The organism is Streptomyces sp. NPDC001480 (assembly GCF_042894725.1).
Taxonomy (GTDB): Bacteria; Actinomycetota; Actinomycetes; order Streptomycetales; family Streptomycetaceae; genus Streptomyces.
The window spans coordinates 26,675-50,727 of the sequence record NZ_JBIAVX010000018.1; the positions used below are offsets into that span (position 1 = coordinate 26,675).

22 protein-coding genes are annotated in these 24,053 nt (G+C 73.1%); 11 read left to right on the forward strand and 11 right to left on the reverse strand.

Annotation, left to right across the window (positions count from 1 at the left end; all coding sequences use genetic code 11):
* The first annotated feature begins 11 nt into the window (after positions 1–11).
* The 4 genes from ACFY01_RS36110 to ACFY01_RS36125 all read left to right on the forward strand — a co-directional run bounded on the left by ACFY01_RS36110 (position 12) and on the right by ACFY01_RS36125 (position 3,858).
* Entirely contained in the window at positions 12–527 is a 516-nt protein-coding gene (locus tag ACFY01_RS36110) for a MarR family winged helix-turn-helix transcriptional regulator (RefSeq protein WP_390739986.1), read from the forward strand.
* Positions 528–604: 77 nt separating this feature from the next.
* On the forward strand, positions 605–985 hold the full coding sequence (locus tag ACFY01_RS36115; protein WP_390739987.1) for a DoxX family protein: 381 nt from the start codon (positions 605–607) through the stop codon (positions 983–985).
* Positions 982–1,449: a peroxiredoxin gene (locus ACFY01_RS36120; protein WP_390739988.1), complete on the forward strand. Its 468-nt coding sequence runs from the start codon at positions 982–984 to the stop codon at positions 1,447–1,449. Before ACFY01_RS36115 ends, ACFY01_RS36120 begins: the two co-directional genes overlap by 4 nt.
* Positions 1,450–1,503: 54 nt before the next feature.
* A complete protein-coding gene (locus ACFY01_RS36125) occupies positions 1,504–3,858 on the forward strand; it encodes a SpoIIE family protein phosphatase (RefSeq protein ID WP_390739989.1) in 2,355 nt (784 codons plus the stop codon).
* Here ACFY01_RS36125 and ACFY01_RS36130 read toward each other — a convergent pair whose 3' ends face one another.
* The 4 genes from ACFY01_RS36130 to ACFY01_RS36145 form a co-directional block, all read right to left on the reverse strand.
* Positions 3,859–4,293 (reverse strand): cupin domain-containing protein, encoded by a 435-nt coding sequence (locus tag ACFY01_RS36130; RefSeq protein ID WP_390739990.1) that lies wholly within the window; start codon positions 4,291–4,293, stop codon positions 3,859–3,861.
* Between the two features lie 87 nt (positions 4,294–4,380).
* The gene (locus ACFY01_RS36135; protein ID WP_390739991.1) at positions 4,381–4,539 is read right to left on the reverse strand and encodes a hypothetical protein; all 159 of its coding nucleotides are present in this window, start codon (positions 4,537–4,539) and stop codon (positions 4,381–4,383) included.
* Positions 4,540–4,599: 60 nt separating this feature from the next.
* A complete protein-coding gene (locus tag ACFY01_RS36140) occupies positions 4,600–4,884 on the reverse strand; it encodes a hypothetical protein (protein WP_390739992.1) in 285 nt (94 codons plus the stop codon).
* A gap of 6 nt (positions 4,885–4,890) precedes the next feature.
* Entirely contained in the window at positions 4,891–5,505 is a 615-nt protein-coding gene (locus ACFY01_RS36145; RefSeq protein WP_390739993.1) for a DNA polymerase ligase N-terminal domain-containing protein, read from the reverse strand.
* 156 nt (positions 5,506–5,661) lie between these two features.
* On the opposite strand from ACFY01_RS36145, the gene ACFY01_RS36150 reads away from it, so the two are divergent.
* Complete coding sequence (locus tag ACFY01_RS36150) at positions 5,662–6,552, forward strand: helix-turn-helix domain-containing protein (protein WP_390739994.1); 891 nt, start codon at positions 5,662–5,664, stop codon at positions 6,550–6,552.
* Positions 6,553–6,581: 29 nt separating this feature from the next.
* Here ACFY01_RS36150 and ACFY01_RS36155 read toward each other — a convergent pair whose 3' ends face one another.
* Positions 6,582–7,412, reverse strand: coding sequence for an aldo/keto reductase (locus ACFY01_RS36155; protein WP_390739995.1), 831 nt, complete (start codon positions 7,410–7,412; stop codon positions 6,582–6,584).
* 119 nt (positions 7,413–7,531) lie between these two features.
* Between ACFY01_RS36155 and ACFY01_RS36160 the strand changes: the two genes are divergently transcribed.
* On the forward strand, positions 7,532–8,512 hold the full coding sequence (locus tag ACFY01_RS36160) for a TauD/TfdA dioxygenase family protein (protein WP_390740148.1): 981 nt from the start codon (positions 7,532–7,534) through the stop codon (positions 8,510–8,512).
* Here the strand turns inward: ACFY01_RS36160 and ACFY01_RS36165 are convergent.
* Both ACFY01_RS36165 and ACFY01_RS36170 read right to left on the reverse strand, forming a co-directional pair.
* A complete protein-coding gene (locus ACFY01_RS36165) occupies positions 8,484–9,539 on the reverse strand; it encodes an LLM class flavin-dependent oxidoreductase (protein WP_390739996.1) in 1,056 nt (351 codons plus the stop codon). The two genes, ACFY01_RS36160 and ACFY01_RS36165, sit on opposite strands and share 29 nt — an antisense overlap.
* 84 nt (positions 9,540–9,623) lie before the next feature.
* Positions 9,624–11,126, reverse strand: a complete 1,503-nt coding sequence (locus ACFY01_RS36170) for a metallophosphoesterase family protein (RefSeq protein ID WP_390739997.1) — start codon at positions 11,124–11,126, stop codon at positions 9,624–9,626.
* A 276-nt stretch (positions 11,127–11,402) separates the two neighbouring features.
* On the opposite strand from ACFY01_RS36170, the gene ACFY01_RS36175 reads away from it, so the two are divergent.
* Positions 11,403–13,799, forward strand: coding sequence for a M4 family metallopeptidase (locus ACFY01_RS36175; protein WP_390739998.1), 2,397 nt, complete (start codon positions 11,403–11,405; stop codon positions 13,797–13,799).
* A gap of 70 nt (positions 13,800–13,869) precedes the next feature.
* Here ACFY01_RS36175 and ACFY01_RS36180 read toward each other — a convergent pair whose 3' ends face one another.
* The 3 genes from ACFY01_RS36180 to ACFY01_RS36190 all read right to left on the reverse strand — a co-directional run bounded on the left by ACFY01_RS36180 (position 13,870) and on the right by ACFY01_RS36190 (position 16,850).
* On the reverse strand, positions 13,870–15,069 hold the full coding sequence (locus tag ACFY01_RS36180; RefSeq protein WP_390739999.1) for a glycoside hydrolase family 64 protein: 1,200 nt from the start codon (positions 15,067–15,069) through the stop codon (positions 13,870–13,872).
* 202 nt (positions 15,070–15,271) lie between these two features.
* Positions 15,272–16,027 (reverse strand): dienelactone hydrolase family protein, encoded by a 756-nt coding sequence (locus tag ACFY01_RS36185; RefSeq protein WP_390740000.1) that lies wholly within the window; start codon positions 16,025–16,027, stop codon positions 15,272–15,274.
* Positions 16,028–16,229: 202 nt separating this feature from the next.
* Positions 16,230–16,850, reverse strand: coding sequence for an L-threonylcarbamoyladenylate synthase (locus tag ACFY01_RS36190; RefSeq protein WP_390740001.1), 621 nt, complete (start codon positions 16,848–16,850; stop codon positions 16,230–16,232).
* Positions 16,851–17,341: 491 nt separating this feature from the next.
* Here ACFY01_RS36190 and ACFY01_RS36195 point away from each other — a divergent pair, with 491 nt between their 5' ends.
* Positions 17,342–18,883 carry a helix-turn-helix domain-containing protein gene (locus tag ACFY01_RS36195; RefSeq protein WP_390740002.1) on the forward strand — a complete coding sequence of 514 codons (1,542 nt, stop codon included), beginning with the start codon at positions 17,342–17,344 and terminating at the stop codon, positions 18,881–18,883.
* Positions 18,884–18,992: 109 nt separating this feature from the next.
* Here ACFY01_RS36195 and ACFY01_RS36200 read toward each other — a convergent pair whose 3' ends face one another.
* Positions 18,993–20,270: a cytochrome P450 gene (locus ACFY01_RS36200; RefSeq protein ID WP_390740003.1), complete on the reverse strand. Its 1,278-nt coding sequence runs from the start codon at positions 20,268–20,270 to the stop codon at positions 18,993–18,995.
* A 228-nt stretch (positions 20,271–20,498) separates the two neighbouring features.
* On the opposite strand from ACFY01_RS36200, the gene hypA reads away from it, so the two are divergent.
* From hypA to hypF, 3 genes are read left to right on the forward strand one after another with little or no spacing between them, the layout of a single operon-like run.
* Positions 20,499–20,894 carry a hydrogenase maturation nickel metallochaperone HypA gene (gene hypA, locus ACFY01_RS36205; RefSeq protein ID WP_390740004.1) on the forward strand — a complete coding sequence of 132 codons (396 nt, stop codon included), beginning with the start codon at positions 20,499–20,501 and terminating at the stop codon, positions 20,892–20,894.
* Between the two features lie 3 nt (positions 20,895–20,897).
* Positions 20,898–21,653 carry a hydrogenase nickel incorporation protein HypB gene (hypB, locus tag ACFY01_RS36210; RefSeq protein ID WP_390740005.1) on the forward strand — a complete coding sequence of 252 codons (756 nt, stop codon included), beginning with the start codon at positions 20,898–20,900 and terminating at the stop codon, positions 21,651–21,653.
* Positions 21,650–24,040, forward strand: a complete 2,391-nt coding sequence (gene hypF, locus ACFY01_RS36215; RefSeq protein ID WP_390740006.1) for a carbamoyltransferase HypF — start codon at positions 21,650–21,652, stop codon at positions 24,038–24,040. Before hypB ends, hypF begins: the two co-directional genes overlap by 4 nt.
* The last annotated feature ends 13 nt before the right edge of the window (positions 24,041–24,053 follow it).

Below are 24,053 nucleotides of genomic sequence, written 5' to 3' on the forward strand. Positions count from 1 at the left end.
AACTGGGCCCCATGTCCACGGAACCGCTGCCGCCCGCGTCCCCGGAAGTCACCGAGATCGAGCGCGCCCTGACGCGCATCACCTATCTGAGCACCCGGGCCCGGCAGCACGACCGGCTCATGGCGCTCGCCGGTGTGCCGCTGGACCGTGCCGCGGTCGCCCTGCTGCGCCAGGTCGCCGATGCCGAGCCGCTGCGGCCGGGGGAGCTCGCCCAGCGACTGGGCGTCGAGGCGTCCCATGTGACCCGGACCGTGCAGCAGCTCCAGAGGACGGGGTACGTCACCCGGGTCCCCGACCCGCATGACCGGCGCGCCCAGCGCATCGAGCTCACCGGCGCCGGCCGGCAGGCGGTCGAGCGCATCCGGGAGGTCGGCGCGCGCGGTATGCAGCTGGCGCTCGCGGACTGGTCCCCCGAGGAGCTGCGGCAGCTGGCCGCCCTCTTCCACCGCATGGTCGACGACTTCCTCTCCTACGCCGTCGAGGACGAGTACGGGCAGCAGGCGGACGCCCCGATGCCCTCCGCCTGAGCGGACACTCCGAAGGGCCGACGCGCCGTCTCTACCGGGGAGTAATATCCGGGGTCAGGCCATCACCAGGAGGAACCGTGCCCCGGTCCGAACGCTCGCCCCTGCTGCTCGCCGGTCTGCTGGCCGCCGCGGGTGTCGCCCACTTCGCCTCACCACGCCAGTTCGACGCGACGGTCCCGCGGGCCCTGCCGGGATCGCCCAGGACGTGGACGTACGCGAGCGGGGTCGTGGAACTGGCGCTCGCGGCGGGCGTGGCACTGCCCCGCACGCGGCCCGCGGCGGCGAAGGCCGCCGCGGCCTTCTTCGTCGGCGTGTTCCCCGCCAACGTGCAGATGGCCGTCGACTGGCGGCACCGACCCGCGCCGCTCAGGACCGCCGCCCTCGCCCGGCTGCCGCTCCAGGTGCCCCTGGTGCTGTGGGCCCGTGGCATCGCGCGCGGAGCGGAGGGCCGGGCATGAGCGAGGACGTCGGCGTCGGCGACAAGGCCCCGGACTTCGAACTGCCGGACGAGACGGGCACGCCGCGACGGCTGTCGGAGCTGCTCGCCGACGGCCCCGTGGCGCTGTTCTTCTACCCCGGCGCCCTGACCAGGGGCTGCACCGCCGAGGCCTGCCACTTCCGTGACCTCGCCGCCGAGTTCGCCGCGGTCGGCGCGCGGGCCGTGGGCGTCAGCGGCGACCCGGTCGAACGCCAGCAGGAGTTCGCCGGACGGCACACCCTCGGCATGCCCCTGCTGTCCGACACCGACGGCGCGGTCCGCGAGCGATTCGGCGTCAAGCGCGGTTTCTCGATGGCACCCACCAAACGGGTCACCTTCGTGATAGCCGAAGACCGCACGGTCCTGGACGTCGTGCGCAGCGAACTGCGCATGAACACGCACGCCGACCGCGCCCTGGCCGCCCTGCGCGCACACCGGGGGTGAGGCACGGCGCACGCGCGCTTGATGCGGTAGCGCAAAGGGATCATTCTGGGGCGTATGGAGCATGTCGCGGCTGCGGCGACCCTTGACGCCCTGGGTGTGGTGACCGGGTGGAGCGGAGGTGCCCGGCTGCTCACGGGCCACTCGGCCGAGGAGGTCGTGGGACGCCCGGCGGCCGCACTGCTCGCCGAGGCCCCGCCGCCCGCCACCGTCGCCGCCCGCACCGGAACCGTCGCGCTGCGCCACCGCGCCGGCCACCGCGTCGAGCTCACCCTGACGGCGTGCCCGCTGCTCGGCCCCGACGCCCGGCCGGCCGGGTTCGTCGTCACGGCCTCGCCGCCGGACGACGGCGAGCTCACGCTCGCGGGCCGGGCCTTCCAGCAGGCGTCGATGTCCATGTCGGTCTTCGACACCCGGCAGCGCTACATCCGCCTGAACGACGCCGCCTGCCATGTGATGGGCGTGCCGGAGGAGACACTGGTCGGCCGGCCCTTCTCCGACACCGTGGAGGACGCCGAACACAGCCGGGGCTTCCTGCGCCATCTGCGCCAGGTCGCCGAGACGGGCCGGCCGGCCCGCTACGAGAGCTTCACCGGCGCGCCCGCCCTGAACCGGGAGCGCGCCTGGAACATCGAGATGTGGCCGGTGCGCGACCCCTCCGGCGAACTGACGGGCGTCGCCCTGGCGGCCCTCGACAACACCGAGCAGTACTGGGCACGGCGGCGGCTGGCGCTGCTGAACGAGGCGGCGACCGCGATCGGCACCACCCTGGACGTCGTGCGCACCGCCGAGGAAGTGGTGGAACTCCTCGTACCGAAGTACGCCGACTTCGCCAGCGTCGACCTGCTCGACTGGGTCCTCGGGTCGGAGGAGCCGCCCGTGGTCCCGGCGGGCGACGTCGTGCTGCGCAGGGTCGCGCACGGCTCGGTCACCGAGGGAACCCCGGAAGCTGTCCTGCACCTGGGCCAGACGGACGTCTACGGAGGGACCACCCCGCCCGCGAGGGCGCTGCGCGAGGGGCGGGCCGTGCTCGGCCAGGCGGGCGAGCCGGACTTCGTCCGCTGGGTCGCCGAGCGCAACACCCGGCGTCCCGCGGGCCGCCGGTACCGGGTGGGTGTCCACTCGATGATCGCCGTACCGCTGCGGGCCCGCGGCACGACGCTGGGCGTCGCGGTGGGCGTCCGCATCGGCCACCCCGACGACTACGGTGCCGACGACGCGATGTTCGCCGAGGAACTCGCCAGCCGGGTCGCCGTCTGCCTCGACAACGCCCGCCGCTTCGCCCGCGAACGCACCACCGCCCTCGCCCTCCAGCACAGCCTCCTGCCTCGCGGGCTGCCCGGGCAGGCGGCGGTCGACATCGCCCACCGCTATCTGCCGTGCGGGTCGCTGGCGGGCATCGGCGGCGACTGGTTCGACGTGATCCCGCTGCCCGGCAGCCGGGTGGGCCTGGTCGTCGGTGACGTGGTCGGGCACGGCATCCAGTCGTCCGCGACCATGGGCCGCCTGCGCACCGCCGTACGGGCCCTGGCTGACGTGGACCTGCACCCGGACGAGCTGCTCACCCACCTGGACGACCTGGTGACCCACCTGGCGGCCGACGGCAGCGCCGAGGAGATCGCCGAGCTGGGCGCCACCTGCCTGTACGCCGTCTACGACCCCGTCTCGCGCCGGCTCGCCCTGGCCGCCGCCGGCCACCCGGCCCCGGCACTCGTCCTGCCCGGCCGCGCCGCCGAGCTCGTCCCGATGACCGCCGGACCGCCGCTCGGTGTCGGAGGCCTGCCGTTCGAGGCGACGGAACTGGAACTGCCCGAGGGCTCGGTGCTCGCCCTGTACACCGACGGCCTCGTCGAGGACCGAGACCGCGACGTCGACCGGGCGACCGAGGAGCTCTGCCGCGCGCTGACCATCCCCGCCGACTCGCTCGAGGTGCTCGGCGACAACGTGCTCAAGGCCGTCCTGCCCGAGCAGCCCGGCGACGACGTGGCCCTGCTGCTGGCCCGCACCCGCGTACTCGGCGCCGACCGGGTCGCCACCTGGAACGTCCCGCAGGAGCCGGCCGAGGTGGCCGTCGTCCGGCAGGCGGCCACCGAACAACTGGCCGTCTGGGGACTGGACGAGGCGGCCTTCATCACCGAACTCGTCGTCAGCGAACTGGTCACCAACGCGATCCGCTACGGAGTACCGCCCATCCAGCTGCGCCTGATCCGTGACCGCGCCCTCATCTGCGAGGTCTCCGACGGCAGTTCCACCTCACCGCACCTGCGCCGCGCACAGGCCTACGACGAGGGCGGCCGCGGACTGCTGCTGGTCGCCCAGCTCACCCAGCGCTGGGGCAGCCGCCAGACGACCGGCGGCAAGACGATCTGGGCCGAACAGCCGCTGCCGGAGCGGTCACCGGAAGCCGGCTGATCACTGGAACGGGCAGCCCGGGTTCGCCGCGTCCTCGGAGAAGGGGGCGCCGTGCGGCAGCACGTAGAGCACGTCGAGCACGAGCGCCGTGTCACCGAGGTTGCGGCCGATGTGCACGTGGTCCGCGCCGGACGGCTCCTGGATCGTGCTGCCCGTCCGGTACACCCCGTCGGAGGCGCAGTCCGAGTCGAAGTGGCTGAGGGTGCCCTGCTTGACGTAGCCGTACAACGGGCCGTCGTGGTAGTGCCAACCGGTGCTCTGGCCGGGCGGGATCGTTATCTCCCGCAGGGTGTAGTCCGTGCCGTCCACGGTGGTCCGGCTGATGATCCTGGCGGTCACCCCCGGCCCCGCCGGGGTGGCGCCGGCGGGGCCGCAGAGGAGAACGGCGGCGGCGGTGACCGCGCCGGTGACGGCGGTGCGAAGTGCGAAGCGCATGCGGGAGCCTCCGGGGACGCGAGCGGATACCGCCGCGAACATAGAGGCACAGCTGGACGGTTGGGGGCGGAATCCGGTGATCCGGATTCAGCCGGCCGCGCGCTCCGGCACGGCGGCCCCGGGCTTCTTGTCCTCGCGGAGGCCGAGGAACCGCGGATGCCGCGGCATCCCGTCCCGTGTCCACTCGGTGAAGGCGATCTGGGCGACCAGTTCCGGCTCCCCCCAGCGGGCGCGCGCCTCGCGCACCGGCCCGCCGACCAGCCGTCGACCGCCGGGGCTGGTACGGCCCGTCGTCCCGTTTGGCGATCAGCCCCTCCCAGCCGCGCCCGCAGGCGTCGGCCGGCAACATCGGGAGGAGTCCGTCCGGCCGCCCGCGAAGGCGACCACCTCCCCGTCGACGGTGAAGTCGTCGCACTCCCGCGCGGCGAGGGCCCCGGCTATGTCCGGACACGTTGCGTCGAGCCGCTGCCCGGTCCGGGACAGCAGCCGCACCCCGTCCAGCTTCCGCTCGAACAGCCGTCCCGCGCCCGCGGGAGCGGGGCGCAGCAGGGCGCGCTGCGCGTCGGGCACCGTGTCGAGCGGGCCGGACACGGCGGGTCACGCCCCGCCGTCGTCCGCCGCGACCTGGGCGAGTGTGCGGCCGGTGCGTACCGAGCGGGCCCGGCGGGGATCCGGGGTGCCGTGCCCCGCGGTCCGGGCCGGCCCCTTCTTCACCAGCAGCCAGGACTGTTCCTCGCCGTCGCCGTCGCCGGAGCGGAACCGGGTCAGGGCGTACTCGCCGTGCAGCTTGGCGCCGTGCAGCCGGAAGGTCGCGTGCCCGTGCTCCAGGGACTCCGCGAAGTCGACGGGGCGGCCCCGGCGGTCGTGGCTGAGCGGCTCGTACGTCCCGTGGTCCCAGACGATCACGGTGCCGCCGCCGTACTCGCCCTTGGGGATCACGCCCTCGAAGTCCTCGTACTCCAGCGGGTGGTCCTCGGTGGGCACCGCCAGCCGCTTGTCGTGCGGGTCGGTGGACGGCCCCTTGGGAATCGACCAGGACCTCAGCACGTCACCGACCTGCAACCGGAAGTCGAAGTGCATCCGGCGCGCGTCGTGGATCTGGACGACGAACCGGGGTTCCTCCCCGGAGGACGCCGTCCTCCCCGACGGTTCCCGGGTCCGTTCGAAGTCCCGCTTGCCGCGGTACTCCCGCAGCCGGTCGTCCGCACCCACGCCACGACTCCCTTCCACGAGCCCGTACGGCATCTCGTCGGCCCGGGTACCCCGGCGCGGGCGCACCCAACGACCCCCCGGCCTTCCTGGGCGCGCCCCTTCCTGGGAGTGACAGGGACAGTCACCCGGCCGGACCCGCCCCTTACGGTGGAGGGCATGGAAGCGAACGCCGGCAACGCCCTCGGCGAGTTCCTGCGCGCCCGCCGGGCGCTGGTCCGGCCGGAGGACGCCGGTCTGCCCGGCGGCGGCCTGCGCAGGGTGCCGGGGCTGCGCCGCGAGGAGGTCGCGCTGCTCGCCGGGATCAGCGCCGACTACTACCTGCGGCTGGAGCAGGGCCGCGACCGCAACCCGTCCGCCCAGGTGATGCAGGCGCTCGCCCGGGTGCTGCGGCTGGACGACGAGACCACCGCGCACCTGTTCGGCCTGGCCCGGGAGCGCCCGGCCGACGGCCGCGGCGGCGGACGGGCGGCGGGCAGGGGCCGCCCGCGGGAGACCGTCCCGCCGAGCATCCGCGGGCTCATCGACGGCTGGCCCCGCACCCCCGCCTACGTCCAGAACCGCTACACCGACGTACTCGCGGTGAACACCCTGGCCACGGCCCTCACCCCGAACTACGCCCTGGGCGTCAACCTGCTGAGGGCCGTGTTCCTCGATCCCGCCGAGCGGGAGCTGCGCCGGGACTGGGAGGACCTCACCGAGGAGGGCGTGGCCACCCTGCGCGCCCGCGCCGGGGCGGACGTCGACGACCCGCGGCTGCTGGACCTGGTGGGGGAGCTGTCGGTGCGCAGCGAGCGCTTCCGCGCACTGTGGGCCCGCCACGAAGTGCGTCCCCGGCGGGCCCGGGTCAGCCACCTCAGTCACCCCCAGGTCGGCGACCTGGACCTGCACTCGGACAAGCTGGGCGTGGACGGCGCCGGAGACCTCACCCTCGTCGTCTTCCACGCCGAGCCCGGCAGCCGCAGCGCCGAACTGCTGGACATCCTCGGCAGCCTCACCGCGAGCCGGTCGGACGGCGTCGTCGCGCCGGAGCGGATCGAGGAGCGGTAGGCGGATCGAGGAGCAGTAGGGGGTCCGGCTCAGAGCTCCTCGTGCTGTTCGGGGTCGCCGCCCAGGCGCCGGCGGACCTGGTCGGCGATGACCGTCATCTGGGCGGGACCCAGTTCGAACCCGAAGACGTCGAGGTTCTGCCGCTGCCGGGCGGGGTCGGCCGACTTCGGGATCGGCACGGCACCGAGCTGGACGTGCCAGCGCAGGACCACCTGCGCGGGTGTCACGCCGAGCGCCTCGGCGACCGTGATGACGGTCGGGTCGTCCAGGATGCGACTGCCCCGGCCCAGCGGGCTCCAGCTCTCGGTGACGATGCCCTTGTCGGCGTGGAAGGCGCGCAGCTCCTCCTGGGGGAAGAGCGGGTGCAGCTCGATCTGGTTGACGGCGGGCAGGACCCCGGTCTCCTTCTCGATCCGACCGATGTGCTCCGGCGTGAAGTTGGAGACGCCGATCGACCGGACGAGGCCGTCCTGGCGCAGCTTGACCATGGCCTTCCACGAGTCGACGTACTTGCCGACACCGGGGTTCGGCCAGTGGATCAGGTAGAGGTCGACGTACTCCAGGCCCAGGCGGCGCCGGGACTCCTCGAAGGAGGCGAGGGTCTCCTCGTAGCCGTGGTGGCGGCCGGGCAGCTTCGTCGTCACGACGATCTCCTCCCGGGGGACCCCACTGCTCGCGACGGCCCGGCCGACCCCCGTCTCGTTGCGGTAGTTCGTCGCGGTGTCGACAAGTCGGTAACCAGCCTGGAGAGCGTCGCGTACGGCCTGCTCGGCCTGCGTGTCGTTCATCGGCCAGGTGCCCAGGCCGATCCCGGGGAGCGCCGTGCCGTCGTTGAGGGTGTGGGCCGGAATACTGGTCACGGTGGGGCCTTCCGTCGACTGTGCCGTCCCTCCAGCGTCAGGGACGGGGCGGGTTGTGATCAACCGGGGCCCGGGACGACTTCAGGACGACCATCGGAGCGCGTATGACGACGGACCGTATGACGACGGACAGGGACACGGCGGACCGGGCCAAGACGGCTCAGGCCGCGGGGGTCGAGATCAGGCCGGTCGCGGGACACATCGGCGCCGAGGTCACCGGGGTGGACCTGGCCGGTGACCTCGACGCCGGCGTGGTCGCCCTGATCAGGCAGGCCGTGCTGCGCTGGAAGGTGGTGTTCTTCCGTGGGCAGCGGCTGGACCACGCCGGCCATGTCGCCTTCGCCCGCCGGTTCGGCGAGCCGGTCGTCCTCGGGCGGCGCGGGAGCGCCTCGCCGGCCGGTTTCCCCGAGGTGGAGACCACCGCCGACCGGCTGGAGCTGGGCGGACGGTTCGGCATGGACCACGACGAGTGGCTCCAGCGGCGCCGGCACACCCTGCTGCGCGGCTGGCACTGCGACCACGGCGCCCGGATCGACCCGCCCGCCGCGACGATCCTGCGCGCCGAGACCGTCCCGCCCTACGGCGGCGACACCACCTGGTCGAACCTGGCCGCCGCGTACGCCGGGCTGTCCGCGCCCGTACGGGCCTTCGTCGACGGGCTGCGGGCCGAGCACCGGCTCGGCGTCGGCTACCAGCCGCGCCCCGGTGACGACGCGTACCTCCGGCACCTCCTCGACCACCAGGTCGCCTCCGTGCACCCGCTGGTCCGCGTCCACCCCGAGACGGGGGAGCGGGTGCTGTTCGTCAACGGCTACTACGTCGAGCAGATCACGGGCGTGTCCCGGCCGGAGAGCGCCGCCCTGCTGGAGATGCTCCTGGAGCAGGCGGTGCGGCCCGAGTACACCGTCCGGTTCCGCTGGGAGCCCGGCAGCGTCGCCTTCTGGGACAACCGGGCCACCATCCACCTCGCCCCCAGTGACAACGCCCACCTGGGCCTCCCGCGGATCATGCACCGGGTGATGCTCGCGGGTGAGGTGCCGGTGGGTGTGGACGGCAAGCCGTCCGAGCCGGTCACCGGCACCGAGGCGGGCCGCTGGTGAGTCGGACGGCGGGCCGTCCCAGCGCCGGGCCGAGCCGTTCGGCCATGTCGGTGAGGATCTGCACGTAGTCCTCGTGCCCGAAGGTGAACGGCAGCGCGAACGCCACCTCGTCCACCTCCCGGAACGCGGCGTGCGCGTGCAGCCGTTCGGCGATCTCGGCCGAGGTGCCCACCAGGTCCGGCGCGAACAGCAGCCGCGCCGGGCCCTGCGGGGCGGTGGTCCGGGGCAGGCGCTTCGCCGCGTACTCCTCGTACCTGGCGCGCTGCTCGGGCGTCGCGGAGTCGGTGGGGATCACCACGAGGCCCTGGGAGACGCGGGCCGTCTCGCCGTCGGGGTGGTGGGCGCGGAACTCGCGGATGTGGGACAGCTGGATCTCCGCGAAGTCCGTCGGGCCGTCCGGGTCCTCCGCCTTGACGACACTGCTCGTCAGGAAGTTCATCGCGTGCTCGCCCGCCCAGCGCGCCGACCCGAGGCTCCCGCCGCCGTACCACATGCGGCGGCCCAGCCCGGGGGAGTGCGGCTGCACGACATCGGAGAACACTTCGAACCCCTCGACACCGCTGAAGTCGGTGGCCGGCTTGCCCCGTACGAAGTCCAGCAGCCGCCGCACCCGCTCGTAGGAGAAGTCCTCGACGCCGGCCGTGTCCGGGTACAGAGCCTCCTTCACCTGGTCGTAGTGCATGGGCGGGCCCACGCTGATCCCCGGGTTGAGGCGGCCTCCGGAGAGGATGTCGACGGTCGCCAGGTCCTCCGCGAGGCGCAGCGGGTTCTCCCAGCCCAGCGGGGTGACCGCGGTGCCGAGCTCGATGCGGCGGGTGCGCTGCGAGGCCGCGGCCAGGACGGCGACGGGGGAGGAGATGCCGTACTGGAGGTGGCGGTGGCGTACCCAGGCGCTGTCGAAGCCCAGCCGCTCGCCCAGCTCGATGATCTCCAGCGTGGACTCGTGGCCCCGGCGCGGATCGGCCGCGTCGAACAGGCCGATCGTGAGGAAGCCCAGCTTGCGCAGCGGGCGTGCGGCGGACGGCATGGGCTTCCTCCGGCGGTCGTACGTCAGTCCTGAAGTCCTGGAGCTCCGATCCGATTGTCGCAGGCGAGTGTTGCGCGCGTGTGATCAGATCAGCGGGATGACGACCTCGTCCTCGAGCGGTGGCGCGACCTCCTGCGCGCGGTTCCCGGTCGCCGCGAAGCAGCGCAGCCGGACCGCCTCCGGGGTGACGTCCAGACGCAGGAACGACTTGAAGAACGGCGGGCTGTAGGTGGCCGAGCCCGGCGAGAACAGCTGGGTGTACATCTTGCGCACCGGCAGCCGGAACCGGGACTTCCGCTCGGGCCGGCGTCCGGCGCCCAGCAGACTCGCGACGAGCCGGACGCGGCGGGTGAGGCGCACCGGTGTGCCCGGGGTGCGGGTCGGCGGGATGCCCAGCCGCTCGGCGACGACGGCGGTCGCCTCGGCCTCGGTGAGGGTGAAGAAGCGGCGCAGCCGCAGGCGGTGCCCGTACAGCCTGCTGTAGAAGGCCAGGGAGTCGCCGCGCAGCGGATAGCAGCGGAAGTCCCGCTCGGTGACGCCCTCGACACAGACCCGGGGAATGGTGTGCGTGGCGTGCATGAAGGCTCCGCCGCCGCCCGAGACCACGTACTGGATGGTGCGGCCGTCCACGTCGACCGGGTACCGCTGGTAGTTGTGGATGTCGCCGCCGATCGCCGCCACGTAGTGGTGGGCGGGGTCGCGGACGATGTCGTCGACGGTGCCGCCGCCCTCGACGGCGCAGGGATGGCGCTCGCCGTCCACGTACAGGGGCGAGCCGGTGACGAGGATCTTGGGCCGGGGCCCCCGCGACACCTCGCGCAGCCACGCGCCCTGTTCGGCGTCGATGGTGCCCAGCAGCCCGGTGTCGATGCCGACGATCCGCACCGGTCCCGCGTCGATCGCCCAGTACGGCCCCGGCTGGACCGCCCGCTGCTGCGGTGCCGACCGCAACGTCCGTGCGGCGGCGAGGCGTTGCTCGTCCGCCGGGCGCGGCCTGTGCCACAGCAGCGAGCGCCACCAGGCGCGGCCCAGGGGGCGGGGCGCCGGCTCGGGAGCGAGGGGCGGGGTGTCGTCGCAGAAGACGCGCATGAACGCGCCGAGGTCCTCGTACCAGTCGTGGTTGCCGGGTATCGCGTAGATCGGTGCCCGGTAGTCCTGGTACGGGCGGAAGAACTTGGTGCCGTAGTCGTCGGTGCTGCCGACCGGGTAGATCACATCGCTGGCGATGACGGCGAAGTCGGTGCCCTGACTGATCTTCAGGAAGCCTGGTACGACGGCGTACTGGGAGTCGTCGCCCTCGCCGGTGTCACCGATGACCATGAAGGAGAACCGGTCCCCGTCGTCGCGCCGGATCACCTTGTCCGCCGGGGCCCCCGCGGCGGCCCGCTGTGCCACCCAGCGGCCGCGGGTGCGGCCCGTGGGGTCGCCGAACCAGGACGCCAGTACGCCGTTGCGCGCGGCCCACAGCATTCTGGGGTCGAGCCATGACAGCTTCTCGACGTGGTCCGGCATCAGCCGCCGGTAGTCGCCGGCTTCGGCGGCGCCCCAGCCGGCGCCTTCCGCGGTATCGCGCGAGGAGTCGGACACGCCGTGAACCGTAACAACGGCCCGTCACGGGGCGATTGGCGGGGCACGGCCCGCGCTCTGCTGACTCCCGGGTAGGGAAAACCCTTGATTACCCCGGGCGGTGATGACATGCGCCCGTCAAGGGTGTCATTCTCCCTCAGCACAAGGATCCTCCCCCTCTCGCTCCACTTGTCACGGTTCACGGCTCCGCACAGCTCAGCTCTTCCCGGGCAGCACACCCGTTCTGCCCGGTCTGTCACCGGCCGCGACCCGGCGGCCGCAGCAGGAGGAGTACGAGTGAGACGCCTTCCCCACACCCGGGCCGCAGCCGCCCTGGTCTCCACCGCGGCCTTCCTGGCCGTAGGCCTCCAGGCGGTCCCGGCCGCCGCCCGACCCGCCGCCCCCCACCCCAGCCCCCTGCGCGCCGGCGGGCAAGAGGCGAAACTGACCCCGGCCCAGCACGCCGCGCTGCTCAAGTCCGCCAAGCAGAAGACCTCCGCGACCGCCCGCACCCTCGGCCTCGGCGCCAAGGAGAAGCTGGTCGTCAAGGACGTCGTCAAGGACAAGGACGGCACCGTGCACACCCGTTACGAGCGCACCTACGACGGCCTCCCCGTCCTCGGCGGCGACCTCGTCGTGCACACCCCGCCGGCCTCCCTGGCCGCCGGCACGGTGAGCACCACCTTCAACAACAAGCACACGATCAAGGTCGCCTCCACCACCGCGGCCTTCACCAGGTCGGCCGCCCAGGCCAAGGCGCTGAAGACCGCCAAGGCGCTCCACGCCGAGAAGCCCACCGCCGGCAGCGCCCGCAAGGTGATCTGGGCCGGCACCGGCACCCCGAAGCTGGCCTGGGAGACCGTGGTCGGCGGCTTCCAGGACGACGGCACGCCCAGCAAGCTGCACGTCATCACCGACGCCACCACCGGCAAGGAACTCCACCGTTACCAGGCGGTCGAGACGGGCACCGGAAACACCCAGTACAGCGGCACCGTCACCCTGAACACCACGCTGTCCGGCTCGACGTACCAGCTGTACGACACCACGCGCGGCGGCCACAAGACGTACACCCTGAACAACGGCACGTCGGGCACCGGCACCCTGATGACCGACTCCGACGACGTCTGGGGCACCGGATCCGGCTCCAACACCCAGACCGCCGGTGCCGACGCCGCCTACGGCGCCCAGGAGACCTGGGACTTCTACAAGAACACCTTCGGCCGCAGCGGCATCAAGAACGACGGCGTCGCGGCCTACTCCCGCGTCCACTACAGCAGCGGCTACGTCAACGCCTTCTGGGACGACGACTGCTTCTGCATGACCTACGGCGACGGCTCCGGCAACACCCACGCCCTGACCTCGCTGGACGTGGCCGGCCACGAGATGAGCCACGGCGTCACCTCCAACACCGCGGGCCTCGACTACAGCGGTGAGTCGGGCGGTCTGAACGAGGCGACCTCCGACATCTTCGGCACGGCGGGCGTCGAGTTCTACGCGAACAACTCCTCCGACGTCGGTGACTACCTCATCGGCGAGAAGATCGACATCAACGGCGACGGCTCGCCGCTGCGGTACATGGACAAGCCGAGCAAGGACGGCGGGTCGGCCGACAGCTGGTACTCGGGCGTCGGCAACCTGGACGTGCACTACTCCTCGGGCCCGGCGAACCACATGTTCTACCTGCTGTCCGAGGGCAGCGGCACCAAGACCATCAACGGCGTCACCTACAACAGCACCACCTCCGACGGCGTCGCCGTCACCGGCATCGGCCGGGCCGCGGCCCTCCAGATCTGGTACAAGGCGCTGACGACGTACATGACGTCGAGCACCGACTACGCGGGCGCCCGCACCGCCGCCCTCAACGCGGCCGCCGCGCTGTACGGCACCAACTCCACCCAGTACGCCGGGGTCGGCAACGCCTTCGCCGGCATCAACGTCGGCAGCCACATCACCCCGCCCAGCACCGGCGTCACGGTGACCAACCCGGGCAGCCAGTCCTCCACGGTCGGCACCGCGGTGAGCCTGAAGATATCGGCGTCCAGCACCAACAGCGGCTCCCTTACGTATGCCGCGACCGGACTGCCCACCGGCCTGTCGATCAACAGCTCGACCGGCGCGATCACCGGCACGCCCACCACGGCGGGCACCTACAGCACCACCGTCACGGTGACCGACTCCACCGGCGCGACCGGCACGGCGTCCTTCACCTGGACGGTCAGCTCCAGCGGCGGCGGTGGCACCTGCACCTCGGCCCAGCTCCTGGGCAACCAGGGCTTCGAGTCGGGCAACACCACGTGGACCGCGTCCAGCGGCGTCATCACCAATGAGAGCGGCCAGACGGCCCACGGCGGTTCCTACTTCGCCTGGCTCGACGGCTACGGCTCGACCCACACCGACACGCTGTCCCAGTCGGTGACGATCCCCAGCGGCTGCAAGGCGTCGCTCACCTTCTACCTGCACGTCGACACCGCGGAGACCACCAGCAGCACGGCCTACGACAAGCTGACGGTCACCGCCGGTTCGACCACCCTGGCCACCTACTCCAACCTCAACAAGGCCTCCGGGTACTCCCAGAAGACCTTCGACCTGTCCTCCTTCGCGGGCTCGACGGTCACCCTGAAGTTCACCGGTGCCGAGGACTCCTCGCTCCAGACCAGCTTCGTCGTGGACGACACCGCCCTGACGACCAGCTGACCCCTATCGGCCCCGGGCCGACCCCTGTGTCCCGCACGCGGAAGCCGTCCGCGTGCGGGACACACGTGTCTCAGCCCATCGGGTCCAGCGTCAGGTAGGCCTGCTGCGGGCTCCCGTCGTGGACCAGCGACTCCTGGTTGCCGACGTCGTCGAAGGCGAAGGCGTACGCCTTGCCGTCGGCCATCTGCGCGTGGATCTTGCGTGCGTAGTGGTTGGTCACCGTGTCCTGGTAGAAGTTCGCCGACGAGGTGTCCGGCTGGTTGGGGTTGACCAGCAGCGTCGAACGGTTGAAGCCGGCGCACAGGGTGCGGGAGATGGGGCCGCGCACAGTGTCGTTGGGCGCGTCCAGCAGCTTGTGGCAGCCGAAGACGCTGGCGGCGTCCGGTTTCTGGAAGCTGGTGACGACCGCGCCGGAGGAGTTGGTGAAGTTCATGACGTTCCCGGAGACCCGGCCGTAGTACTTGGTGTTCGGCTGGTCGGTGAACGGGGTGACCGTCAGCGTGGACGTCGTGTACTTCTGCCAGACCCGGTTCACGTAGTCGTCCATGACGTTCGCCGGCAGGGCCCCGGTCTCCACGCCGTACAGCGGCGACAGGGCCCGCAGCACGGTCCCGTCGGACCGCGTCTGGATCAGGTTGGCCCAACCGCCCGGCTGGCCGCGCAGCGCGTTGAAGAAGCCGGTGTAGCCGCCCGCCTTGAGGTGCCCGGTGCTGGTCACGCTGCCGTCGGCGCGCTGGACGCCGACCGCGTACGGCGCGGAGAACATGTCGACCTGGGTGCTGTTGAGCCACAGCCCCGAGTCGTTGAGGGTGTACTCCGACCAGTTGAAGAGGATGTTCCGGTTGGGGTCGCTCGGGTTCTGCACGGCCGGCTGCACCAGACCGCCGGTGGTCAGCCTGAGGTCCAGCTTCTGGCCGTAGGAGAAGTAGATCCGGCCGGAGAACTTGGGGATCCGGATGGTCTTCGACTGTCCGGCGGCCGGTCCGGCGATCGACGCGTCCGGCGCGGGCGTAGGCGGATTGCCTCCCGCGGGCCAGGGGTGGAACGTACCGTTCGCGTCGGCCCAGCCCTGCTGGCCCGTCGAGAGCAGCGTTCCGAGGTCGTACACGTACACCGGCTCACCGCGGCCGGAGTTGTTGGTCAGTTTCAGGGGGATCGTGGCGGGCACCGCTGCCCCCGCCGGTTGCGGGGTTCCCAGGGTGAGCACCGCGCCGACCAGGGCGGCCGAGCCGGCCAGGGGCAGCGCCTTGCGCAGGAATCTGCCGAGCACTCTCCACCTCCGTGTGGGGTTCGGGGTGGCACGGACGTTGGTCCGGACCAGTTGTGAGAGCGCTCTCAATGTCGGGCCGAGATGCGTGCATGTCAATAAGTTGAACGACATGCGAGCGGCGCGGCGCCCGGCGGACGGGCGCCGCGCCGACGGATCAGAAGGTGCCGAAGTGGCAGAAGGTGATGGATCAGAAGGTGATGGATCAGAAGGTGCGGTCCAGCAGATCGAGCAGCGCCGCCCAGTGCCGCTCGTCGGCCTCCTGGTCGTACGCCGCCGTGTCGGCCTGCGTGTAGCCGTGGTGGGCGCCCGCGTACACCTCGCAACGGTGCCGGACGCCCGCCTGGGTGAGAGCCTGCTCGAACCGCTTGATCTGCTCCTCGGGCAGCGACGGGTCCTGGTCCGCGTGGCCGAAGTACACCTCGGCGGTGATGCGTGCGGCGGCCACGTGGGGACCAGCCGGGTCGTCGGTGGCGAGCTGTCCGCCGTGGAATCCGGCCGCGGCCGCGACCCGGTCCGGGTGGGCAGCCGCGGTGAACAGCACCAGCCGGGCACCCATGCAGTACCCGGTCAGCGCGACCGGACCGTCGGCGGCCAGGGGGCTGCCGGCCAGCCAGTCCAGATAGGCGCCCGCGTCCCGCTCGGCGAGTTCGGGCGTCAGTGACCGGATCAGCGGGGTGAGCTGCTCCCACATCTGGGGGCGTGCGGCGGGGTCGATGAACTCCGGCAGCTCCACCACCGGGGCGCGCCCGTGCCGGTAGAACACGTTGGGCACCAGGACCGTGTAGCCGGCCGCGGCGAGCCGGTCGGCCATGGCCTTCAGGTGCGGGCGCAGCCCGAAGGCGTCCTGGTAGAGCAGGACGGCCGGGTGGGGGCGGCCGTCGCCGGGATGGGAGAGGTAGGCGTCGGCGGTGCCGTCCTCGGTGGGGATGTCCACGTCGGTGCCCTGTACGGCGGTCATGGCGAGAGTGCCTCCCTGCGGAGAATGATCGCCGGGACTGCCTGCCTCCCCGGCGCGGCGTGCGAGGCCCATGCTGCCACGCAAGATCCCCACCCCGGCGCGCGACCCCGCGTCCGGGGCGCGGGACCGGCCGCGGACACGACCGGGCCGGGGGAGCCGCCGCCTGGCGGCATCCCGGGCCGGATCCGCCGCGGCCCCGGGGTCACTCGAAGCGTGTGGTGTCGCCCGCTCCCCGTCGCACGATCTCCGCCTCCCCGCCGGAGAAGTCGACGACCGTGGTCGGCTCGGTGCCGCAGTCGCCGGAGTCGACCACCGCGTCCACCACGTGGTCGAGGCGGTCCTTGATCTCCCAGCCCTGCGTCATCGGCTCCTCCTCGTCGGGCAGGAGCAGCGTGCTGGACAGCAGCGGCTCGCCGAGTTCGGCCAGCAGGGCCTGGGTGACCACATGGTCGGGGATGCGCACGCCGACGGTCTTCTTCTTGGGGTGCAGCAGCTTGCGCGGCACCTCCCTGGTCGCCGGGAGAATGAAGGTGTAGCTGCCGGGGGTCGACGCCTTCACCGCCCGGAACACGTCGTTGTCCACCCGCACGAACTGGCCGAGCTGCGCGAAGTCGCGGCACATCAGCGTGAAGTGGTGGCGGTCGTCCAGCCGGCGGATGGACCGGATCCGGTCGATGCCGTCACGACTGCCCAGCTGGCAGCCCAGCGCGTAGCAGGAGTCCGTGGGGTATGCGATCAGCGCTCCCGAGCGGATCGCGTCGGCGACCTGGGCGATGCTGCGCGGTTGCGGGTTCTCGGGGTGCACGTCGAAGTACTTCGCCATCCGCCGAGCTTATGCCGACTGACCGCCGCCGCCGCGCACGTGCCCCGCGGACCCGCCCCGCGCGACGAACCGACCGGCGTGGGCGTCTCGTCGGCCCTGGCCGGGAAGCCCGACGCGGTTCGGGACGCCGTGGCCGCGGGAGTCGCCCCGAGTCGCCCCGGTCTCCGACGGCATGCGCGCCGGGCCGCGGGCGGCAGTCGGCAGGCGTCCGGCGCGGCACCGGGGCGGGGGACGAGTGAACTCGACCCCGGTTCCGAGGTGTAGGGGGCGTGTTCCCGGGCACCCGGGGAACGAAGCGCCCGGTGGACTTCCCCCGGCCCCGGGCAACGCGTCTCCGCCGGCGGCTCACCTCCCCCCGTGACCGCCGGCGGAGCCGTATCCTCCGGCACCGCCGGAGCGGAACGGAGCTCCGCGGGTCCCGGCCCGCGCGTGAGGTACCTTTCCCCTCCGTATGCCGAGGTCGTCGCGACAGGCGAGGGGAGAGGTCCGAGGTGGCAGGCCGAGCGGACGAGGGACCGCGGACACCGATGCCGTACCGCGGCGCCTGGGCCGAAGAACTCCTCGACCAACTGCGCCCCCCGGCCCGTGATCCGCGTCGGCTCGTCGCCTGGCTCGCCCGCACCGTGGACGCGACCGTCTGTCTGCGGGGCGGCGACGGCTCCCTGCTCGCCGGCGAGCCGATCGCGCTGGACGACACGCTCGTCGCGGACGTCGTCACCGGCCGGATCTCCGCCGCCGCACTCCAGGACACGGGCCGGCACGTCCGCCTGGTCGCGATCCGCCACCCCGGGCGGCCCCAGCCGCAGAACGCGTCGACGGGAGTCCTCGCCGTCGTCCGCGAGGCCCCCTTCGACCGGGATGCCGCCGACATCGTCACCCACACCGCCGGAATCGTCGAGCTGCTGCTCAGGGAGCGGGCGTTGACGGCCGCCGGACACCGGCTGCGGCGGGCCACCGCCGACCTGCGGCTGGCCATCCTGCAACTGCTGATGGTGGAGGACACCGTCGCCGCCCGCCGGGTCGCCGCCGGACTCTGGCCGGGCCTGCTCGACACCGACACCGCCCGCGTGTACGTCGTCGAGAGCCTCCCCGAGGAACGGGACCGGCTCGCGGACGAATGCCTGGACCTGACCGACGGCCAGGCCCTCGTCGTCCGCTGCCCGGCGATGGACGGGCACGTCATCGTCGTCAGCCCCACGCCCACGGCCCAGGACGGGCTGCGCACCCTCGTCCGCGAACGTCCCGCCACCTACCTCGGCGGCAGCCTCCGGCAGAGCCTCGCGCAGACCGCGGGCGCCTACGGCCAGGCGATCAGCGCCCTGGCCGTGGCCCGCTTCAGCCCCGACCACACGGCGGTCTACGCCGAACGGACCCGTCCCGAGCGGCTGATGGACCCCGCGGAGCTGCACGCCTGGTCCGCCGACGTGCTGCGCCCCCTCGACAGCCTGGCCCACCACACCCGGGCCGAACTGCTCGCCACCACCCGGCTGGGCCTACAGTTCACGGCCGTGAACGCGGCCAAGGTGCTCGGCGTCAGCCGCAACACCGTGCGGGCCCGCATGGACCGCGTCGAGGCCCTGCTGGGCACCGACTTCACCGACCTCACCGTCCGCGCCGTCGCCCACCTCGCGCTGAACACGCAGGCCGCCCACGCGCTCGCGCCCGCCGACGGCACGGCCTCCGCGGCGTCCGCCGTGCGGCTCGACGGCCTGCTCTCCGGGCCCGCGCTGGGCGCCTGGGCGCACGACCTGCTCGGCCGCCTGGACCAGGACGGCCGGGACCTGCGCGGTACGCTGCGCGCCTGGATCGCCGCCGGCGGCAACGCCGAACGCGCGGCCCAGGCCCTCGGTGTGCACGCCCAGACCGTGCGCGAGCACGTCCGTGGCGCCGAACCCGTCCTCGAACACCGGCTCCTCACCGCCGGCACCGACCTCTACGAGGTCGTCCTCGCCCATCTGGCCGCCGGAGACCTGGCCGCCCCCGTGCTGGGCCGGGCGAATCAGGGCCCTTCGGACGCACCTGTGCACGGGTGAGCCCTCCGCGTGCCCCATCGGGCATCGGCGCGATACCCAACGGCCCAGCTCACACGTAGCTTCGGCAGTCCCGGGGGCGCGACCGGCACGGGGGACCGGTCGGGCCCCATCAGGGGTTCCGTCCCCGCAGGGTGACCGGCACCTCCTGCCAGCCGAAAGCGATGAACGACGGCACCTGCCGCAGTTCGCCGTCCTCGGCGGCCAGCCGCAGGCCCGGGAAGCGGTCGAACAGCGTGGGCAGCGCGGCCAGGGCCTCCACCCGGGCCAGCGGCGCGCCGATGCAGCGGTGCACCCCGATGCCGAACGACAGATGGTCGTCCGCCGCACGCGCCGCGTCGAAACGGTCCGCGTGTGGCCCGTAGTGCGCGGGATCCTGCCCGGCGGCGGCGTACGTGGTGACGATCGCGTCCCCGGCCGGGATCGTGACGTCCCCGACCTTGAGGTCCTCCACCGCGAAGCGCAGCGGCAGCGTGGCGATCGACGGGTGCACCCGCATCGTCTCGTCGATCACGCCGTCCCAGCCGAGCGCGCCGGAGCGCACCGCCGCCAGCTGCTCCGGGTCCCGCAGCAGCGCCACCGCCGCGTTGCCGATGAGGTTGACCGTGGTCTCGAAGCCCGCGCCGAGCACCAGCAGCAGCGTGTACAGCAGTTCCTCGTCGCTGAGCCGGTCGCCGTCCTCGTCCCGGACCCGGATCAGCTCGGTGGTCATGTCGTCGCCCGGGTGCTGGCGCTTGTGGGCGATCAGCCCGCCCAGCACCGTACCGATCCGCCGCTGCGTGAACGCGGCGCGCTCCGGACTCTGATCGGAGGTGTCGATGAGGTCCCCGACCAGTCGAGCCGTGTCCTTGCGCATCTCCTCGGGCACGCCGAACAGTTCACAGATGAACCGCAGGGGCAGCGGAAGCGCGAGCCCCGCGCGCAGATCGACGACCCGGCCGTCGGCCCCGGCGCTCTCCAGCGCGTCGAGCAGTTCGGCGGCGATGGCCGCCACGCGCGGGCGCATCGCCTCCGTGCGGCGGTGCGTGAAGCTGGGCGCCACCAGCTTGCGCAGCCGCCGGTGGTCGGGGCCGTAGGCGGAGAGCATGTTGACCACGCCCACCCAGCTCAGCACCCAGCCCCACGAGGGGTGCTCGCCGATCTCCGGCCACAGCCGCCAGTGCTGCCGCGCGTCCTTGCTCACCCGCGGATCGAGGATGAGTTCCTTGAGGACCTCGTAGCCGGTGGGCGCCCAGGCCGGGATGCCGCCGGGCAGCTCGACGGGCACGACCGGGCCCAGCCTGCGCAGCCGGGCGCTCTCGCCGGGGATGTCGGCGCCGAACGGGTCGATGGCGTAGCGGTCGCCGGGATCGGTCACGGGCACGAAGATTCTCCTGACTGGTCCGGTCATTGACTCACCGCAGTACACACCGTCACCGACCGCTCTCGACCGGCTGAGTGAGAGTTGGCTTCGAAACACCCCCCTTTCTGTCCGTATCCGTGCGGGCCGTACGCGCTGCGGCAAACGGCGTACCTGACCCGTCGGCGACGGCGTGCCGGGCCGGGGCCCGTCGGCGCCCTGCCTCTAATGGGACTCCGTGGCCCGCGTCAGGGACGGTCCGCGCCAGGACGGAGACAGATGCACGAGATGTCCATCGCGCTCGCGGTGATCGAAGAGGTGGAGGCGGCGGCGGAACGGGCCGGTGACGTCACCGCGGTGCGATCGGTGCGGCTCGAGGTGGGCGAACTCGCCGGTGTCGTCCCCGACGCCCTGTCCTTCTCCTTCGAACTGGCCTGCGCCGGCACCGTCCTTGAGGGCGCCGAACTCGTCGTCGGCACGGTGCCGGGCCGGGCCCGCTGCGGGCCGTGCGCACACGAGTGGGCCGTCGGGATGCCACCCCTGCTGAGCTGCCCGCGCTGCGACGGCGGCACCACCGAGCTGCTGTCCGGCCGTGAGCTGCGCATCGCCGACGTGCGCTGGGAGACCGGCCCGACGCCCGGTGCCGCCCGCGAACCGATCCTCGAGGAGCGCTGAACCATGTGCCGTGTGGTCGACCTGCAACAGGCCGTGCTCGCCCGCAACGACGAGGCCGCGCGCACCCTGCGCGAGGAACTCGCGGCCCTGGGCACCACCGTCGTCAATCTGCTCTCCAGCCCGGGCAGCGGCAAGACCGCGCTGCTCGAACACGAACTGACCCTCGCCCGGGAGCGGTCCGTGCCGGTCGCGGCGCTGACCGCCGACCTCGCCACCGAGAACGACGCGGCCCGCCTGGCCCGTTCGGGCGTCCCGGTCAAGCAGATCCTCACCGACGGCCTGTGCCACCTGGAAGCCGCGATGCTCGCCCGGCACCTTCAGGGCTGGCTGCCCGAACCCACCCGGCTGCTGTTCGTGGAGAACGTCGGCAACCTCGTCTGCCCGGCCTCCTACGACCTCGGAGAGACCCTGCGGGTCGTCCTCGCCTCGGTGACGGAGGGCGAGGACAAGCCACTGAAGTACCCCACCGCGTTCGGCCTCGCCCATCTGGTGGTCGTCACCAAGACCGACATCGCCGAGGCCGTCGGCTTCGACGAGGCGGAGTTCCGGGCCAACGTCGAGCGGGTCAACCCCGGGGTGGAGGTGCTGCTCACCTCGGTGCGCCGCGGGGAGGGGGCCGGCGCCCTGCTCGACCGGGCGCTGGCGGCGGCGGACGGCGCGCTGCTGCACAACCCCGTCATGGGCCGTCCCCGGCACGAACACGCCGCCCCCGCCGACGTCACCGTCACCGCCGACGTCACCGTCCCGTCCGGCTCGTGAGCATCCTGCCCCCGCCGGCCGGGACCGGTCACCGCACCGCGCTGCGCCGCCGGATCACCGTGCGGGGCGTCGTGCAGGGCGTCGGCTTCCGGCCGTACGTGCACTCCCTCGCCACCTCCCTCGAACTGACCGGACACGTGACCAACACGCCCGAGGGCGTCGTCGCCGAGGTCGAGGGCGCGCCGGAGGCCGTCGCCCGGTTCTGCGCCCGTATCGCGCGCGACGCACCGCCGCTGGCCCGTGTCGACACGGTCGACCACGAGGAGGTGCCCGCCACCGGCTCCGCCGCGTTCACCATCCTGGCCTCCCGCGCCGCCGGCCGGGCCCGGACCCTGGTCCCGCCGGACACCGCGACCTGCGCCGCGTGCCTGCGGGAGCTGGCGGACCCCGCAGACCGGCGCCATCGCCACCCGTTCGTGAACTGCACCCACTGCGGACCGCGGTTCACGATCGTCACCGGCCTGCCCTACGACCGGGCGTCCACCACGATGGCCGGGTTCCCGATGTGCTCCGACTGCGCCCGCGAGTACGCCGACCCCACCGACCGGCGCTTCCACGCCCAGCCGGTCGCCTGCCCGGCCTGTGGCCCGCGACTGCGCCTGCTCACCGCCCCGGCGGAACCCGGCGGGGCACCCCGGGAGACCGGCGCGACGGACCCGGTCGCCGCCGCCCGGGCGCTGCTGGCCGGCGGCGCGATCGTCGCCGTGAAGGGACTGGGCGGCTACCACCTGGCCTGCGACGCCACCGACCCGGACGCGGTCGCCCTGCTCCGCCGCCGCAAGGCCCGCGGAGACAAGCCGTTCGCCCTCATGGCCAGGAGCGCCGCCGACATCGAGCACCTCGTCCGGCTCGGCCCCGAGGAACACGCCCTGCTCAGCGGCCCCGCCCGGCCCATCGTGCTGCTGCGCCGCCGCGACACCGGCGAGGGTGCCGCACCCCCGCGCCCGGCCCCGGCCGTCGCCCCCGGCAGCCCCGACCTCGGCGTCATGCTGCCCTACACCCCCGTGCACCACCTCCTGCTCGGCCTGCCGGGGGACGCCGAAGGGCCCCGGCTGCTGGTCATGACCAGCGGCAACGTCTCCGGCGAACCGATCGTCACCGACGACGCGGAGGCGCTTGGGCGGCTGGCGCACCTGGCGGATGCCTGGCTCGCCCACGACCGGCCGATCCACGTGCCGTGCGACGACTCCGTGGTCCGCGTGTGCGACGGGAGACCCCTCCTCGTGCGCCGGGCCCGCGGCTACGCGCCCGTGCCGCTGGACCTGCCGGTCCCCGTCCGCCCGGCGCTCGCCGTCGGCGGTGACCTCAAGAACACCTTCTGCCTGGGCGAGGGCCGCCGCGCCTGGCTGTCGGCGCACATCGGCGACATGGACGACCTCGCCACCCAGCGGGCCTTCGCCCGGGCCGTGACCCAGCTGGAGTCCATCACCCCGGTCCGGCCCGGGCTGCTGGCGGCCGACCGGCACCCCGGCTACCGCTCCGCCGGATGGGCCGAGCGGAACGCGGCCGGCCGGACCGTCGTCCGGGTCCAGCACCACCACGCCCACATCGCCGCCGCGATGGCCGAGAACGGCCTCGACGGCACCCGCCCGGTGCTCGGCGTCGCCTTCGACGGCACCGGTTACGGCGACGACGGGGCGGTGTGGGGCGGGGAGTTCCTGCTCGCGGACTACGACGGCTTCACCCGGTTCGCCCACCTCGCCTACGTGCCCCTGCCCGGCGGTGACGCCGCGGTGCACCGCCCCTACCGCATGGCCCTGGCCCACCTGCGCGCGGCCGGGCTCGACTGGTCCGCGGGCCTGCCGTGCGTGGCCACCTGCCCGCGCGACGAGATGGCCGTGCTCGCGCGCCAGCTGGAGCGGAACCTCAACTGCGTGCCCACCTCCAGCATGGGACGGCTCTTCGACGCCGTGTCCTCTCTCGCGGGGGTCTGCCACAGGGCGGGGTACGAGGCACAGGCGGCCGTCGAGCTGGAGGCCGCCGCGCTGGACGCCCCGCGCGGGCAGGGCGACGGCTACGCCTTCGCCCTGCCCGAGCCGCCCGGTGACGGCCCCCTGCCGGCCGATCCCGCACCCGTCCTCGCGGCGATCGTGGACGACCTGAGGGCCGGCATGCCGACGGCGACGGTCGCGGCCCGTTTCCACCGGGGCACGGCCGACCTGGTCCACCGGCTCTGCGTACGCGCGCGGGAGCGGCACGGAGTGGACACGGTCGCCCTCACCGGGGGCGTGTTCCTCAACACCGTGCTCTCGTCGGCCTGCGCCGAGGCCCTGGACGGCGACGGCTTCACGGTGCTGCGCCACCACCTGGTACCGCCGGGCGACGGCGGCCTGGCCCTCGGCCAGCTCGTGGTCGCCGCCCGCGCCGGCGCGACAGTTCCCGACTGACCCGAGAGCGAGG

Bases quoted from the DNA above. Each gene is read 5' to 3' on its own strand.
- ACFY01_RS36120 (WP_390739988.1), top strand. From the start codon at position 982: ATGAGCGAGGACGTCGGCGTCGGCGACAAGGCCCCGGACTTCGAACTG.
- hypB (WP_390740005.1), top strand. From the start codon at position 20,898: ATGTGCCGTGTGGTCGACCTGCAACAGGCCGTGCTCGCCCGCAACGAC.
- ACFY01_RS36130 (WP_390739990.1), bottom strand. From the start codon at position 4,293: ATGCGCTTCGCACTTCGCACCGCCGTCACCGGCGCGGTCACCGCCGCC.
- hypA (WP_390740004.1), top strand. From the start codon at position 20,499: ATGCACGAGATGTCCATCGCGCTCGCGGTGATCGAAGAGGTGGAGGCG.
- ACFY01_RS36110 (WP_390739986.1), top strand. From the start codon at position 12: ATGTCCACGGAACCGCTGCCGCCCGCGTCCCCGGAAGTCACCGAGATC.
- ACFY01_RS36125 (WP_390739989.1), top strand. From the start codon at position 1,504: ATGGAGCATGTCGCGGCTGCGGCGACCCTTGACGCCCTGGGTGTGGTG.
- ACFY01_RS36190 (WP_390740001.1), bottom strand. From the start codon at position 16,850: ATGGCGAAGTACTTCGACGTGCACCCCGAGAACCCGCAACCGCGCAGC.
- ACFY01_RS36160 (WP_390740148.1), top strand. From the start codon at position 7,532: ATGACGACGGACAGGGACACGGCGGACCGGGCCAAGACGGCTCAGGCC.
- ACFY01_RS36165 (WP_390739996.1), bottom strand. From the start codon at position 9,539: ATGCCGTCCGCCGCACGCCCGCTGCGCAAGCTGGGCTTCCTCACGATC.
- ACFY01_RS36150 (WP_390739994.1), top strand. From the start codon at position 5,662: ATGGAAGCGAACGCCGGCAACGCCCTCGGCGAGTTCCTGCGCGCCCGC.
- ACFY01_RS36185 (WP_390740000.1), bottom strand. From the start codon at position 16,027: ATGACCGCCGTACAGGGCACCGACGTGGACATCCCCACCGAGGACGGC.
- ACFY01_RS36200 (WP_390740003.1), bottom strand. From the start codon at position 20,270: ATGACCGGACCAGTCAGGAGAATCTTCGTGCCCGTGACCGATCCCGGC.